Raw genomic sequence first — 15226 nt, 5'->3', positions numbered from 1 at the left:
AATCATGGGCACCCGCCGAGACGGCGCCGTTCAATACATTCGTGGGCGTAGGCAATGTCAGCCAGGCGGGTGAACTGTTCGACCAGACGCTGCGGCGCCGCTTCATCGGCAAACAGTGGCAACGGCAATTGCAGACTGAGTCGACGCAGCGTCTGCAGCACCGTCCCGCGCTCACGGTGAGGGCTCAACAACAGGCGTTCACCCAGCGCGCCGAGCAGCAGCTGATCGAGTTCGTCGGGGTAGGTCAGCAGCCCCATGAGCAATACCAGCCAGTCGGTTTCCTCGGGGTTGTGCCGACAGATGAGTTCATCGCCGAGCAGGCTGCCGATGAACAGATCATCGGCCGAACGCAGACGCTTGAGGTCGGCCAGCCTGGCCAGCAGGTCACCAAACTCCGCGCGCGAGCAACTCGGGTCCTGGGCACTGATGTCAGTGAGCAAGGCGTCTTCGATAAACATCAGCACGCTCGTGCGATTTGGCGCGCCGTACAGGGCAATCCAGTCCTGGTAGGCGCTGACGGGGCCGTCGTCGGACTCGAGAAAATCCCGGTAGGTTTCGCGCAGCAAACCCGCACTTACAGCCATGCTCGCGCCGAACATCCGGGCTTTGAGGGCCGTGTTGATGCCGGCATTCATTCGCTTTGGCGAGGCCTCGGCGAGCACCGCCTGCAATGCCCGTTCGAGCCGCCGTCGAGACCCGGCATCCAGCCGTTTGCGGCGTAACAATTCCCGCAGGACCAACACGAGGTCGCTGTCATCCGGGAACAAACTGCGCAACTGCTGCAACAGCCAGGTGACGGGTTTGTCCGCCAACCGTGCCAGGCTGAGTACCCGCTGCACCTTGGGCAGCGTGTCGTCGTCGAGCACGCGCTCGAAGTTGTCGGTCAGGGTGTCGGACTTGAGCTCGAAATGCCGCCGGCTACGAAACTGCGCCAACGCGGCCGACATTTCGTCGCTGATTTGCACAAAACGCTGCGCAGCCGCCGCCGTTCCGCTGTCGTCCAGTTCGGGCTCCGCCACTTGCGGCGCTGGTTGTTCGGCGGCTTTCTCGCTATTCAGCCGCGCCTGGGCCGCCCGCCCCCCGGTGGAAATCGGTGGCAGGATCATCTTTGTTCAGGCCGCAAGTAGGATCGACGCACACGCTCATGCTGCTGCGGTGTAAGTAGCTGCGGGGCCGGCTCGGTGACGGGTTCAAGGGCGTCGAGAATTTCCTTGGGTTGAATCAAAAATACGCGCACCGTGTTGGCCGAGCGGTTCTGGCGATAGCTGAACAAGCGTCCGACCCATGGAATCGAACCCAATACCGGTATCCGCCCGACTTGCTCACTGTGGTCATCGCGGGTGAACCCGCCCACCAGCAGACTCTTGCCCTGGGGCACCCGCGCCACCGTGCTGATCCGTGTGCGCCCGACCGTGGGCAATGCGTTCGGACGCTCACCTTGGCCGGGGTTTTCCACCTCATTGCCGTCTTCGATATTGAGCGACATTTCCACCTCGTCGGCCTTGGCGAAACGCGGCAGGACACTGACCAGCGTGCCGTAGGTGACGTGCTGCAAATCGACACTGCGCTCCCCCACCAGCGGGGCATAGAACGTACGGTTGTTGTCGAAGATCGCCGGCACGTTTTCCTGGGTCAGGATCACCGGTCGCGAGACCACGTTGGCGCGGTTGGTCCGTTCCAGCGCCATGACCTGGGTTACGAACGAGGCGCCATCGAGGGTGGTCGCCGAGCCCGCATTGAGCGAGGCGGAAAAGGTCCCGCCCGAATTCACCGTGCCCTGCCAATTGATGCCCAGTTGATTGAGTTCGTCCTTGTGCAGATCGATGATCCACAACGACAACTCCACGTGGCGTTTGGGCGTGTCGAGCGCACTTACCAGGTTCTCGATGAATCGCACTTGTTCCGGCAACCCCTTGACCAACAGGCTATTGGTGTCGGGATAAGCCACCACCCGAATATTTCCGGCGGCCACATCCCGCGCAATAACGCGCGGCGCGGCCGGGTCTTGATCGGAGGGCGCACTGGCCAGGCCTTCCAGGGGAAACGCCGGCATCTGGCCTTGCGGTCGCAGCGCAACGGCTTGGGCCACCGACGGTTCGACCTCGCGTTTTTCGCCGCGCAGCAGTTGTTCGATCACGGTGGCCAGGCCGGGGATGGTCACCTTGTCATCGCGCAGCTCGTATTTGCGGTCGCTGACAAAGGTGTTGCGCACCTGGATAACACCGATCTGCTGCTTGCCCAGCAACAGTTCCGAGCGCTGGTTATCCATCATCCCGGCGGCTTGCACGACCAGGTCGACATACATCGGCGGGCCCGACACATGGAACGTGCGCAGGCCGTCGTGGCGCAACGGGTAACGCTTGTCGTGCAGTCCGGAACGTTCGAGAAACGCCTGGAGCCTGGCAACGGTAAGGGTCTGCAGCGACATCATCGAGCTTTTGAATTCCGTAGCGTCGTACAGGTAAATCGCCTGGCCATCGGTGTACCAGATCAGGCCCATCTGCAAGCTGACCCGCTCAAAGGTCCGCTGTGGCGTGAGCAAATCGAACGTTCCGGAAATCCGCTTGGCCGCGGCTGCCTTGCTCACGATCACCGGTTTGCCCAGCGGCCCCGACAGCTCACTGAAAAACGTACGCGCGCTCTGTTCACGGGCCTCGAACTTGATTGCGGACTGCGCGACAACCGGTGCGGACAGCAACGCTGCGCTCAGGCAGACGGGCAAAAGGGAAAAAGAGAACAATCGGCGGTTCATCGGCTCACTTGCCTGGAAGGTAGGTAATATCGGCCAGACTGCTGGGCGTGAAGCCCACCAGCTCGCGGATTTCCTTGGAGAAATGCGAAGAAGAGGCGAAACCGAACTCCAGCGCGACATCCGTCAGGGAGCCGTTGTGCTGGCTCATGTTCAGCAGTGCCTGGGCCGTCCGCCAGCCACGCAAGGCGGGTTTGGCCGCTGTACCCAGCGCCTGACGGCACAAGCGACGGAAATGCGAAACGGAGACGCCATAACGCTGCGCCAGCGTGGTCAGTTTTTCACTGTGGGTGCCCTGCTCCAGCAAAAAGCGCACAAGCCCGTAGCTCTCGCAGTTGCGCAGCACGCCGGCAAATGCCTGGTAGGCCGGGCCACCCGCCATCGCCTGCTCGATGTACCAGCGCTCAAGTGCCTTGTGCGACTGCGCGGCTGGATCAGGCATCGGCAGTGCCGCCCACGGTGCAGGGCCGGATTGTCGGTCCACCAGCGCTTCACCCAGATCGATGAACACTTGCAACTTCACCAGCGGCGCTTCTTGAATCGGACGGGTTTGCACACTGCCACTCACTTCGATGGCAGCGCTGATCGCAATCAACCCTTCCCACCCGACGGGCAGTTGGCAGGCCTTCGCACACTGAGGCGAGACCAGATACGCGGGGGATTGTCCGACACTCAGATGCAGCACCCGCTCGCTGAGACGGGCATCGGGGGAACCTGTGACGCGAAGTGATTCGATGTGCACGCCAACCTCCTTTGCAGCCTGACGTTAGGGGTCGGCAGGATGAAAGACATGGCGCGTTGAATCCTGATGTAAAACTGATGAACCCGGGATGGCATATGCCTTGCACCCGTTCAGGCATCAGCACACAGACCAACGACGGAATGTGTGCAAGGACAATGGCGTCGTCACGCGGCCTTGCGGGTTCAAGGGCTGGGGCGACGTTTTTTTTGAAGGTGCGAAATCGATGAACGAACCATCCGCCGGCCCTCTGGCCTGGGTCAACGGCAGCGATGCCCCGGAAAAGACCGAAATCAACCTCGGCTTCATGGCCCTGAGCGACTGCGCCTCGGTGGTGGTTGCCGCCACCCAGGGCTTCGCCCAACCCTACGGCCTGACGCTGAACCTCAAGCGCCAGTCGTCCTGGGCCAACCTGCGGGACAAACTGGTGAGCGGTGAACTCGATGCCGCCCACAGCCTGTACGGCTTGATCTACGCCGTGCATCTGGGCATCGGCGGCGTGGCGGCGACCGACATGGCCGTACTCATGGGCCTGAACCAGAATGGCCAGAGCATCAACCTCTCCCAGGGCTTGCAGACCCTTGGCGTGACCGGTCCTGAGGCACTTCACCGGCACGTGCACCAAACTCGCCCAAAACTGACGTTCGCCCAAACCTTTCCCACCGGCACCCACGCCATGTGGCTGTATTACTGGCTCGCCAGTCAGGGCATTCATCCGTTGCTGGAGGTCGACAGCGTGGTGGTCCCGCCGCCACAAATGGTCGCGCACCTGCAGGCGGGGCGCATTGACGGTTTCTGCGTCGGCGAGCCGTGGTCCGCCAGCGCGGTGCAACAGGGTCTCGGTTTTACCCTCGCCACCACCCAGACCATCTGGCCCGATCATCCGGAAAAAGTCCTAGGCTGCACCCGCACGTTCGTCGAGCAATACCCCAACACCGCCCGGGCACTGGTGATGGCGATCCTCGAAGCCAGCCGTTTCATCGAAGACAGCGTCGAGAACCGTCGCAGCACCGCGCAATTGCTCAGCGCCCCGCAGTACCTCGACGCTCCGCTCGAATGCATCGAACCCCGTTTGCTGGGCGATTACGACGACGGCCTGGGCAATCGCTGGCAAGACCCGCACGCCCTGCGCCTGCACGGTGAAGGTGAAGTGAACCTGCCGTACCTGTCCGACGGCATGTGGTTCATGACCCAGTTCCGTCGCTGGGGCTTGTTGCGCGACGACCCGGATTACCTCGCCGTCGCTCGTCAGGTCCAGCAACTGGAGTTGTACCGAGAGGCGGCGAGTGCCGTCGGTGTCGCATCACTGGGCAAAGAGATGCGCAGCAGCCAGTTGATCGACGGCAAGGTCTGGGACGGCTCAGACCCCGCCGGCTATGCCCGCAGCTTCAAATTGCACGCCATGAGCGACAGCTCGCCCCGACTCGCCAGCCGCTGACAGGAGACTGCGAACATGTTGCGTATCCTGCTGATCAACGACACCGCCAAGAAAGTCGGACGCCTGAAAGCGGCCCTCACCGAAGCCGGCTTCGAGGTCATCGACGAATCAGGCCTGACCATCGACCTGCCCGAGCGCGTCGAAACGGTGCGTCCGGACGTGATTCTGATCGATACCGAGTCACCGAGCCGCGACGTCATGGAGCAAGTAGTGCTGGTCAGCCGCGACCAGCCACGGCCGATCGTGATGTTTACCGACGAGCACGACCCCGGCGTGATGCGCCAGGCGATCAAGTCCGGGGTCAGTGCCTACATCGTCGAGGGCATCCATGCCCAACGCTTGCAGCCGATTCTGGATGTCGCCATGGCGCGCTTCGAAAGCGATCAAGCCCTGCGTGCGCAGCTGCACGCCCGCGACCAGCAACTGGCGGAGCGCAAGCGCATAGAGCTGGCCAAGGGGCTGCTGATGAAAATGAAGGACTGCAACGAAGAAGAGGCCTACACCCTGATGCGCCGCCAGGCCATGAGCCGCCAGCAGAAGCTGATTCAGGTGGCGGAGCAGATTATCGCCATGAGTGAACTGCTCGGCTGACACGATCACTGTGGCGAGGGAGCTTGCTCCCGCTGGGCAGCGTAGCGGCCCCAAAAGTTGCGGCCTCTGTGAATCAGGCACACTCGGTTACAGGACGGCCTCGACGCCGAGCGGGAGCATGCACCCTCGCCACAAAAGCGAACTATTGGCACAAATCTCGCAAAGAAATCACCACAGGTAACCAACGGCGGTTGCCCAATCTACGACAAAGACGTCGCTCACCTCATTTGCCCCAAGGCGAATCAGGTGGCGGCGTTTTTTTGTTTTGGCTCCCGTTCGAGACTCCTATCAGCTGAGGTGCGCGATGAATTCAAGCTTCTGGAAATCCGGCCATACCCCGACCCTGTTCGCGGCGTTCCTCTATTTCGACCTGAGTTTCATGGTCTGGTACCTGCTCGGCCCCCTGGCAGTTCAGATTGCCGGTGACTTGCACCTGACCACCCAACAGCGCGGCATGGTCGTGGCCACGCCGATTCTGGCCGGCGCGATACTGCGCTTTGCCATGGGCATGCTGGCTGATCGCCTGTCACCAAAAACCGCCGGCCTGATTGGCCAGGTCATTGTGATCTGCGCATTGTTCGGTGCCTGGAAACTCGGCATCCACACCTACGAACAAGCACTGCTGCTGGGACTGTTCCTCGGCATGGCCGGCGCGTCCTTCGCCGTGGCTCTGCCGCTGGCGTCGCAGTGGTATCCGCCGCAGCACCAGGGCAAGGCGATGGGCATCGCCGGGGCCGGTAACTCAGGCACTGTCCTTGCCGCGCTGATTGCGCCGGTGCTGGCGGCCGCGTTTGGCTGGAGCAACGTGTTCGGCTTCGCCCTGATCCCGTTGATCCTGACCCTGATCGTGTTCGCCTGGCTGGCCAAGAATGCCCCTGAACGGCCGAAAGCCAAGTCGATGGCCGATTACTTCAAGGCCCTGGGCGACCGCGACAGCTGGTGGTTCATGTTCTTCTACAGCGTGACCTTCGGTGGCTTCATCGGCCTGGCCAGCGCCCTGCCCGGCTACTTCAACGACCAATATGGCCTGAGCCCGGTGACCGCCGGTTACTACACCGCTGCCTGCGTGTTTGGTGGCAGCCTGATGCGACCACTGGGCGGTGCTTTGGCAGATCGCTTCGGTGGCATCCGCACCTTGCTGGGCATGTACACCGTCGCGGCGATCTGCATTGCAGCCGTGGGGTTCAACCTGCCAAGTTCCTACGCCGCCCTGGCGCTTTTCGTCTGCACCATGCTCGGTTTGGGTGCAGGCAACGGCGCAGTTTTCCAATTGGTCCCACAGCGTTTTCGCCGCGAAATCGGCGTCATGACCGGTTTGATCGGCATGGCCGGCGGAATCGGTGGCTTTGCCCTGGCAGCAGGCATGGGCGCAATCAAGCAAAGCACCGGCAGTTACCAGCTGGCGTTGTGGTTGTTCGCCAGCCTGGCAGTGCTCGCATGGTTCGGCCTGCACGGCGTGAAACGTCGCTGGAGAACCACCTGGGGTTCGGCAGCCGTGACTGCTGCGCGGGTTTGAGGTCTTAAATGAGCCTGCAACTGAGCTTCGCCGAAGCCAGCGCCACCGGCCCTCGCGAAGAGAATCAGGACGCCCTGCGCCTGGTGACGCCAGCCCCGGCGCTGGCGGCCAGCAAGGGTTACCTGTTCGCCATCGCCGACGGCGTCAGCCAGTGCGCCGATGGTGGCCTGGCAGCCCGTTCGACATTGCAGGCGCTCGCACTGGATTACTACGCCACCCCGGAAACCTGGGGCGTGGCACAAGCCCTTGATCGCCTGCTGCTGGCGCAGAACCGCTGGTTGCAGGCCAACGGTGGCGGGCAACCGCTACTGACCACGGTGAGCGCTCTGGTGCTGCGTGGCAGGCGTTTTACTTTGGCTCACGTAGGCGATTGCCGGGTGTATCGCTGGCACGCCGAGCAATTGCAGCGCGTCAGCGAGGATCACGTCTGGGATCAACCGGGCATGCAGCATGTGCTCAAGCGAGCGCTGGGACTGGATCAACACCTGGTGCTGGATTTCCTCGACGGTGAATTGCGCCTGGATGAGAGCTTCGTGCTGCTCAGCGACGGCATCTGGGCGGTTCTCGGTGACACCGCGATCGCCGCGATCCTGCGCGATCAACCGGATCTCGATAGCGCCGCAAAGACGCTGGTACATGCCGCGCACCTGGCCGGCAGCCAGGACAACGCCAGTGCGCTGCTGGTGCGGGTCGACGGCCTCGGTGAAACCAGTATTGGCGATGCCTTGATTCACCTGCAGCAATGGCCATTGCCGCCGGCCCTGAAACCCGGACAGGATTTCGAGGGCTGGCAGGTGGATGGGATACGCGGCCAGAGCCAGCAGTCGCTGCTCTATCGAGTGCGCGACAGTCAGCAACAACCATGGCTGCTGAAAACCCTGCCCGGCCACCTGCACGACGATCATCGGGCCGGGCAAGCCTTGCTGTCGGAAGAATGGTTTCTCAAGCGTGTGGCAGGCCGGCATTTCCCTGAAGTCCATGCCGCCAGCCAGCGTCAGCATTTGTACTACGTGATGCGCGAATATTCCGGCACGACCCTGGCGCAGTTGCACGCGCAAACCGGCCCGCTGCCACTGGCCCAGTGGCAGGACCTGGCCGAACGCCTGCTAAAAGCGGTCGGCCTGCTGCACCGTCGGCAGATCCTCCACCGCGACATCAAACCGGAGAACCTGCTGCTGGGAGACGATGGCGAGCTGCGCTTGCTGGACTTCGGCCTCGCCTATTGCCCCGGTTTGTCTGAAGACCAACCCTCTGCCCTCCCCGGCACGCCGAGCTTCATTGCACCGGAAGCGTTTCGCGGCGAAGTACCGACACCGCAGCAGGATCTCTATGCGGTCGGCGTGACCCTGTTTTTCCTGCTGACCGGGCATTTTCCCTACGGCGAAATCGAAGCGTTTCAACGACCACGGTTCGGCAGACCCATCAGCGCCAGCCGTTATCGCCCCGACCTGCCGGATTGGTTGACGCAAAGTCTGGAACGGGCGGTTGCCGCCGATCCCGGACAACGTTTTGAAACGGCGGAAGAATGGTTATTACTGATCGAACAAGGCGAACGACACAGCTTGACTGTACGCCCTCGCCCACTGCTTGAACGTGAGCCGTTGAAGGTGTGGCGAACGTTGGCACTGGTGTCATTGCTGGCGAATCTGGCGCTGTTATTTGCGGTATTTCATGGCTGATGCCATTTCATTTGAGGAACTCACAATGAGCGCAAAAGTCTGGTTGGTGGGCGCGGGACCTGGTGATCCGGAACTGCTGACACTCAAGGCCGTAAGGGCATTGAGAGAGGCGGATGTGGTATTGATCGATGATCTGGTGAATACCGCGGTCCTCGAACATTGCCAGCAGGCGCGAGTCATTCCTGTCGGTAAACGCGGTGGCTGCCGCTCCACGCCCCAAGCGTTCATCCATCGTCTGATGCTGCGTTACGCGCGCCAGGGAAAATGCGTGGTGCGACTCAAGGGCGGCGATCCGTGCATTTTCGGGCGCGGCGGTGAAGAGGCGCAGTGGCTGCGTGAGCGCGGGGTTGAGGTCGAGCTGGTCAATGGCATCACGGCGGGGCTCGCCGGAGCCACGCAATGCGATATCCCGTTGACGCTGCGCGGTGTCGCGCGCGGGGTGACACTGGTGACCGCACATACTCAGGACGGCAGCAGCCTGAACTGGCAGGCTCTGGCCCAGGGCGGTACGACGTTGGTGATTTACATGGGCGTGGCCAAGCTCAGCGAAATTCGCGAGCAGCTGTTGGCCGGGGGGATGGCGATGGATACGCCAGTGGCAATGATTGAAAACGCATCACTGCCACAGCAACGGGAATGCCGCAGTGATCTGACGGCGATGGAAGAGGATGCTTACGCCTTCGGCCTGAAGAGTCCGGCGATATTGGTCATCGGAGCAGTGGCGGCTAGCGGAAAGATCGAAGGATCGCAACTTTCGGCAGCGCCTGCAGGTGTCTACGCGCAGCTGGTGTAGACACTGGTTGCGATCTTTTGGCTGTAAACCGGCATCTCACGCCTCAACAGCAAATCGCAGACAAAGAAAAGCCCGGCCTAAGCCGGGCTTTTCTAAGAGCGGCGAGCTAATTACTTAGCTTGAGCTTCAACCTGCGCTTCTACGCGACGGTTTACAGCGCGGCCAGCGTCAGTTGCGTTGTCAGCAACTGGGCGGGATTCGCCGTAGCCGACGGACTGAACGCGGGACGATTCAACACCGTACTGGTTGGTCAGAACTTGCTTAACGGCGTTTGCACGACGCTCGGACAGTTTCTGGTTGTAAGCGTCAGGACCGACGGAGTCAGTGTGACCTTCAACAGTAGTGGTGGTGGATGGGTACTGCTTCATGAAGTCAGCCAGGTTCTTGATGTCGCCGTAGCTGTTGGGCTTGACTACCGACTTGTCGAAGTCGAATTTCACGTCCAGCTCAACACGAACTACTTCAGCAACTGCCGGGCAGCCATCAGCGTCAACTGTTACGTTGGCTGGGGTGTCCGGGCACTTGTCAACGTTGTCGCAAACGCCATCGTTGTCGCTGTCGGAGCAAACTTCAGCGGGTGCTGGAACTGGAGCAGCAGCAGGCTTGGAGCCGCCACCGAAGTTCACACCGATACCGACGCTAGGAGCCCACTCGGTGTTGCCCTGGTCGATGTTGTACTGAGCTTCAACGCCGGCACGGGCGTAGAAGTTGTCAGTGAAGTACAGCTTGGCGCCGCCACCAACGTTGGCGAAGGTGGAACGGTCACGACCGTTCGAACCGTTCTGGTCGATGCTCTGGTCGGAGAAACCGGCCGAGACGTAAGGACGCAGCATGTCGCCTGGGTTATTGAAGTGGTACAGAGCGTCCAGAGCGGTGTTGGCGCCCTTGATGTTCTGGCCGGAATCGGAACGTACGTTGTGCACTTCGTCGTAAGCCAGACGCAGTTCAACGTCGTCGGTCAGGAAGTAACCAACCGAACCACCGAACAGATTGCCGTCGTTTTTGAAGTTACGAGTGCTGTCGTAGTACTCTTTCTTTGCGAAGCCTTCGATTTCAACTGCGCCTTGGCCCTGTGCCAGAGCGCCGAACGAAGTGGCGGCAATAAGAGAACCAATGGCCAAGCCCAAGGTGTTTTTCAGTTTCATCCGTTAAATCCCCATCTGGTGATTGTGAAGCAGTCCCGCAAACCGGGGGACAACTCGGCGGCAAGTCTATCAGACCTTGCCTACACGTAAGAGATATTTGCGCCGAACTAAGTTTCAGCAATGCCTGCAAATTTCTCACGCAATTTATCTAGAGCGCGTTTGTACCGCATTTTTGTTGCACTCAAACCCATGTGCATGATGTCCGCGATCTCCTGAAACTCCAGCTCTGCGACAAATCGTAGCACCAGAATTTCACGGTCAATCGGGTTCACATACACCAGCCAGCGATCAAGTCCGCCCTTCTCCTCGGGTTTCGGCGCCTTTTCCTCAGACGCTTCCTCGAGGGGGTCAAGACTCAATGCGTCCATCAAGCGACGCTTTCGCCGTTCCTTCCGATACTGCGTTATACACTCGTTGTACGTGATGCTATATAGCCACGTCTTGAACTTCGATTTGCCTTCGAAGTTCTTCAGGCCGTACAGCACCTTTAACATGACTTCCTGACAGACATCGTCTGCGTCGCGATCGTTCCCGAGATATCGTGCACAGACGTTAAATAATGTTCGTTGGTAACGTCGCATCAATTCTTCATAGGCGCGCGTTACGTGAAACAGCTCGGTATGCGAGCGCGCGACCAACTCCTCATCAGAGAGCTCGCGGGGGTCGTAGCGCATGGATAGCGATTGGGCTTTATTCAAAACAAGTCGGGCCGACAGTCAGGTCAATGTCCGCCGCAGCCAGCATCAGGCGGCATTTTGCGGCGGCATACATTAGCAGGGTTTGCCGGGTTAGCGGCTACTCACATGCTGCTCAAGCAGGATCCGATTGGAGAGAGAGACTAGCTCACCCTCATCGGTCAGCAATGTGGTTTTAACCGTGCCGATCTCTTCGATCTGCCCTTCGACCTCTCCAACTCGCACTTGTTGCCCAACCTGATACAACTCACGCACATAGATTCCCGCAAGAATCTGACCGGCAATTTCCCGGCTTCCCAAACCCATGGCCAGCGCAACTGCCAGACCAACGGTAATCAAAACGATCACGATCACATGGTTGAGCAGGTCAGTCTTGACCTCCAACTGACTGATCGCCACCGAGATGCTGATGATGATCACCAGGCCCTGGGCAATTCGCCCCAGCCCCGAAGCGTAGTCAAGGCCCACGCCCTCTGCCGCTCCACGCACCAGCCCATTGGCCAGTTGCGCCAGCAAAACACCGACCAGCAACACCAGCGCGGCACCAAATACCTTCGGCAAATACAGCGCCAGCATGTCCAGCGTAGCTGAAACTCTCTCAAGTCCAAGGGATTCTGCGGCTGAAACCAGAAAAATCAGCAGAACAAACCAATAGACGATTTTGCCGATCAATGTCGAGATCGGGACTTGCAGGCCGGCGCGGGACAGCAGCTTGGTCAGGCCGGTGCCGCCCATCAGGCGATCAAGGCCCAGCTTGGCGAGCAACTTGGAAAGCAGCGTGTCCAGCAGCTTGGCCACGACAAAACCCAGCAGCAGCACAACCAGTGCACCGAACAGGTTCGGAATGAAGTTGGCAATCTTGGTCCATAACGCAGTCATTGCAGTGACGAGGCTCTGTGTCCAGAGATCAAGTTCCATATTCAATCAGCCTTATCAGCAGTGCGAGCGGTAGGTTTACGAAGACGGGACACCGGCGACACGTGGGCCGATCCGTTATTCAGGGCGATCATCAGGGCAGGCAACCAACGGCCCAGCAGGCTGAACAAATCACCGGCGCCGACCTGGCGGTTGGCGGTTTTCAGTACACGCCCCAGGCACGCATCGTCGTCCCGGGTGGACGGTGATGCGTTGAGCATGTCGCGCAAAGACTGTTCAAACGGATCGTGCATACGCACCTCTCGTGATGTCTGTGAAAGACGCGGTGAAATTTGCTCGGGTCACATGCCACTCCTTCAGACCCAGCGCAAACGTCGGTATAACCACCACTGCCCCAATGCCACCGAAACCACCAACAGGCATGCAATCAGGAAACCATACGGGCTCGCAGAGAATGGAATACCACCGACGTTGATCCCCAAAAGCCCGGTCAAAAAACTCATCGGCAAAAAGATCCCGGTGATGACACCGAAACGATACATCGTGCGATTCATGCGCACGCTCAATCGCCGATCTTCAGCCTCCAGCACAAGCCCCACGCGCTCTCGGGTCAATTCGAGCTCTTCAAGATAGCGGGTCAGGCTGTTGTTCAATTCGTTCCAGTAGTTAGCATCGTCCTCAACGAACCAGAGCAGTTTGATCCGTGTCAGTTGACCGAAAATGTCCCTCTGCGGAGCAAGAAAACGCTTCAACGCAGCGGCCCGGCGACGGATCTGCAAGATTGATCCATGCTCGGGCGTATACCGTTCGTCGGCATCGAGCTTTTCTTCTTCCTCATCGACCACTTCCGAGAGGCAACTGACCAGATCCTGCACCTTGTTGGTGAGGTACTGCGCCATGCAGAGAATCAGCTCGGAGGCAGTTTTCGGCCCTTTGCCCTCCTCAAGTTGCGCCAGCAGCTCTTCAGTGGCGCGCAGCGGCCGCAGGCGCAAGGAAATGACGCGCTGGGCGGAACCGAAGATCCGCACCGACACCATGTCTTCTGGCTCGGCACCCGGATTGAGGTTGACCCCACGCAAAAATAGCAGCAGTTCGCTGTCGGGAAGCTGTAAAAGCCGCGGACGGGTATTTTCTTCCAACAGCAGATCGCAGCTGAACTCACTCAACCCGCTGTATTTACGCAACCAGGTCTGGGTTTGCGGATGACTGCGATCCCAATGCAGCCACAGGCTTTCATGGGCCTGCAGCTGCAGTTCATCGAGTTCAGTCCGGGCTATCGAACGCGCGCCACCTTTACCGTCCAGCACCAGGGCATGCACCAGCCCCCATTGCGCGTTTTCTTCCTCGAACATCCGCATTCCTTCAGTCAATCGGTATTTTATTCAGGCATTTTCAGCGGGCTCGGCGAGATGATCACACCGTTGTTGTCCGCATAGAGGTAGTGCCCTGGATGGAAGGTCACCCCGGCGAAGGTCACGGCTACGTTGAGGTCGCCAAGCCCACGCTTGTCGGTCTTCATCGGGTGGCTGGCCAGGGCCTGGACCCCCAGATCGGTCTGGGCGATGACGTCGACGTCACGGATGCAACCGTAGATCACCAGCCCTTCCCAGCCGTTTTTCGCGGCTTTCTCGGCGATCATGTCACCCAGCAGCGCACGACGCAGGGAGCCACCGCCATCGACCACCAGCACCTTGCCGTTGCCTTTGAGTTCGGCTTGTTCCTTGACCAGCGAGTTGTCTTCGAAGCACTTGATGGTCACGATTTCGCCGCCGAAGGAATCACGGCCGCCAAAATTGCTGAACATCGGTTCCAGCACCTGGACCAGTTCCGGGTAGGCGTCGCACAGGTCAGGCGTGAGGTAATGGTTCATCGAGAAACTCCTGTAATAAGGGAGACAGCACGAACTTCACTGATGAATCAGTCATCGAAAATGACCAGAACAGCTCAATGCGTCATATCTTAGCCGCAAGCCGATGAGAGCGAAATGCCCTTGATAGAGCGCCCAGCTTAGATCGCCTTGGCCAGATCCGCTTGTTCAGCGAATAACGGCGTGTGCGGATCCGCCAGCCAGCGCGCCACCAGAGGCCAGACTTCAACCTGTGCGGCTTTGCTGACGAGCATTTCGACGTGGCCGAAATTCTCGCCGAAACCCTGCTCGCGGCCCAGATTGATGTACTGCTTGTGCTCGGAGCCCACTTGCTCAAACAACTTGCGGCAAGCCCAGGCAGGATCTTGATGATCACCCGCCGCACTTACGGCGAGCACCGGCATGTTCACCTCGGCGAGCCCCGCCCACCAGTCCTTGTCAGCGTCGCCAAAGCGGCCGAACAAGCCATACCAGCGCATGCTTTCCAGGGCCAGGCCAATCGGCTCGTCCTCCGGGCCGCGCTTGAGCCGTGAGCCCGACAGCTGGGCGAAACGCTTGAGGATAAAGCGCCCGCCCCACTCCACCGGTGGAATTTTCAGCGGCCAGTAGGTGCGGCTGACCTGGGTGCCAAAGAACGCTGCAGACGCCACCACCGGCTCGCCGATGTACTCACCGCCCAGCGCCGCCGCCAGGGTGATTCCGCCCAGCGAATGGCCGATCCAGTGCGGGACCTGTCCACTCTGCTCACGCACGAATGCACCAATGGCCGGCAGATCGTAGCGCGCATAGTCGGCGACGCGGTTCTTGCGATAGTTCTGGTTGCGCCGCGACAGGCCGTGACCGCGCATTTCCGCGATCCATACGTCGAACCCCAGGCGCGCCAGATACGCCCCAAGGCCCAGTCCCTTGGGGGAAAACCAGAAGCGTCGATTGGAAAAGCTGCCGTGCAGCAGGATCACTGGCACGCCACGCAAGGCAGGCTCATCGGCCATGCCCAAGCGGGTGACCGCCAGCTCGACACTCGGGTCCGGGCTGTTGGCCGGTTTCAAACGATACACGTCTTCGCTCAGATCGCCGCGCCGCTCGGCGCTGATCAGGGCGACAGGAAATAGGTTGCTGCTGCTTTGCATAATCTCTT

15 protein-coding genes are annotated in these 15226 nt (G+C 60.2%); 5 read left to right on the top strand and 10 right to left on the bottom strand.

Going from position 1 to position 15226, the window contains the following annotated elements; all coding sequences use genetic code 11:
- Positions 1-2: 2 nt before the first annotated feature.
- From sctW to BVK86_RS26130, 3 genes are read right to left on the bottom strand one after another with little or no spacing between them, the layout of a single operon-like run.
- A complete protein-coding gene (gene sctW / locus BVK86_RS26140; RefSeq protein WP_075949131.1) occupies positions 3-1106 on the bottom strand; it encodes a type III secretion system gatekeeper subunit SctW in 1104 nt (367 codons plus the stop codon).
- Positions 1103-2752: a type III secretion system outer membrane ring subunit SctC gene (gene sctC / locus BVK86_RS26135; protein ID WP_075949130.1), complete on the bottom strand. Its 1650-nt coding sequence runs from the start codon at positions 2750-2752 to the stop codon at positions 1103-1105. Before sctC ends, sctW begins: the two co-directional genes overlap by 4 nt.
- 4 nt (positions 2753-2756) lie before the next feature.
- Entirely contained in the window at positions 2757-3491 is a 735-nt protein-coding gene (locus BVK86_RS26130) for a helix-turn-helix domain-containing protein (protein ID WP_075949129.1), read from the bottom strand.
- Positions 3492-3714: 223 nt separating this feature from the next.
- Here BVK86_RS26130 and BVK86_RS26125 point away from each other — a divergent pair, with 223 nt between their 5' ends.
- From BVK86_RS26125 to cobA, 5 genes are all read left to right on the top strand, one after another.
- The gene (locus tag BVK86_RS26125) at positions 3715-4926 is read left to right on the top strand and encodes a CmpA/NrtA family ABC transporter substrate-binding protein (RefSeq protein ID WP_075949128.1); all 1212 of its coding nucleotides are present in this window, start codon (positions 3715-3717) and stop codon (positions 4924-4926) included.
- 15 nt (positions 4927-4941) lie between these two features.
- Positions 4942-5517, top strand: a complete 576-nt coding sequence (locus tag BVK86_RS26120) for an ANTAR domain-containing response regulator (RefSeq protein WP_056856968.1) — start codon at positions 4942-4944, stop codon at positions 5515-5517.
- A 304-nt stretch (positions 5518-5821) separates the two neighbouring features.
- Positions 5822-7033, top strand: a complete 1212-nt coding sequence (locus tag BVK86_RS26115) for a nitrate/nitrite transporter (protein WP_075949127.1) — start codon at positions 5822-5824, stop codon at positions 7031-7033.
- Positions 7034-7041: 8 nt separating this feature from the next.
- Positions 7042-8712 (top strand): bifunctional protein-serine/threonine kinase/phosphatase, encoded by a 1671-nt coding sequence (locus tag BVK86_RS26110; RefSeq protein ID WP_075949126.1) that lies wholly within the window; start codon positions 7042-7044, stop codon positions 8710-8712.
- 25 nt (positions 8713-8737) lie between these two features.
- Positions 8738-9505, top strand: coding sequence for a uroporphyrinogen-III C-methyltransferase (gene cobA / locus BVK86_RS26105; RefSeq protein ID WP_075949125.1), 768 nt, complete (start codon positions 8738-8740; stop codon positions 9503-9505).
- A 110-nt stretch (positions 9506-9615) separates the two neighbouring features.
- Here cobA and BVK86_RS26100 read toward each other — a convergent pair whose 3' ends face one another.
- The 7 genes from BVK86_RS26100 to BVK86_RS26070 all read right to left on the bottom strand — a co-directional run bounded on the left by BVK86_RS26100 (position 9616) and on the right by BVK86_RS26070 (position 15218).
- Positions 9616-10650, bottom strand: a complete 1035-nt coding sequence (locus BVK86_RS26100; RefSeq protein WP_075949124.1) for an OmpA family protein — start codon at positions 10648-10650, stop codon at positions 9616-9618.
- A gap of 107 nt (positions 10651-10757) precedes the next feature.
- A complete protein-coding gene (gene sigX / locus BVK86_RS26095) occupies positions 10758-11348 on the bottom strand; it encodes an RNA polymerase sigma factor SigX (protein WP_075949123.1) in 591 nt (196 codons plus the stop codon).
- Positions 11349-11438: 90 nt separating this feature from the next.
- Complete coding sequence (locus BVK86_RS26090) at positions 11439-12263, bottom strand: mechanosensitive ion channel family protein (protein WP_034147984.1); 825 nt, start codon at positions 12261-12263, stop codon at positions 11439-11441.
- Between the two features lie 2 nt (positions 12264-12265).
- A complete protein-coding gene (locus BVK86_RS26085; RefSeq protein ID WP_075949122.1) occupies positions 12266-12514 on the bottom strand; it encodes a CrfX protein in 249 nt (82 codons plus the stop codon).
- Positions 12515-12577: 63 nt separating this feature from the next.
- The gene (locus BVK86_RS26080) at positions 12578-13573 is read right to left on the bottom strand and encodes a zinc transporter ZntB (protein ID WP_075949121.1); all 996 of its coding nucleotides are present in this window, start codon (positions 13571-13573) and stop codon (positions 12578-12580) included.
- Between the two features lie 26 nt (positions 13574-13599).
- Positions 13600-14091 carry a ribonuclease E activity regulator RraA gene (gene rraA, locus BVK86_RS26075; RefSeq protein ID WP_075949120.1) on the bottom strand — a complete coding sequence of 164 codons (492 nt, stop codon included), beginning with the start codon at positions 14089-14091 and terminating at the stop codon, positions 13600-13602.
- A 137-nt stretch (positions 14092-14228) separates the two neighbouring features.
- Positions 14229-15218, bottom strand: coding sequence for an alpha/beta fold hydrolase (locus BVK86_RS26070; protein WP_075949163.1), 990 nt, complete (start codon positions 15216-15218; stop codon positions 14229-14231).
- Positions 15219-15226: the final 8 nt, after the last annotated feature.

It is taken from the genome of Pseudomonas reinekei (assembly GCF_001945365.1).
Lineage (GTDB): Bacteria > Pseudomonadota > Gammaproteobacteria > Pseudomonadales > Pseudomonadaceae > Aquipseudomonas > Aquipseudomonas reinekei.
Note: the sequence above shows the minus strand (reverse complement) of the source record. Positions and strands in the feature narration are given on the sequence as shown.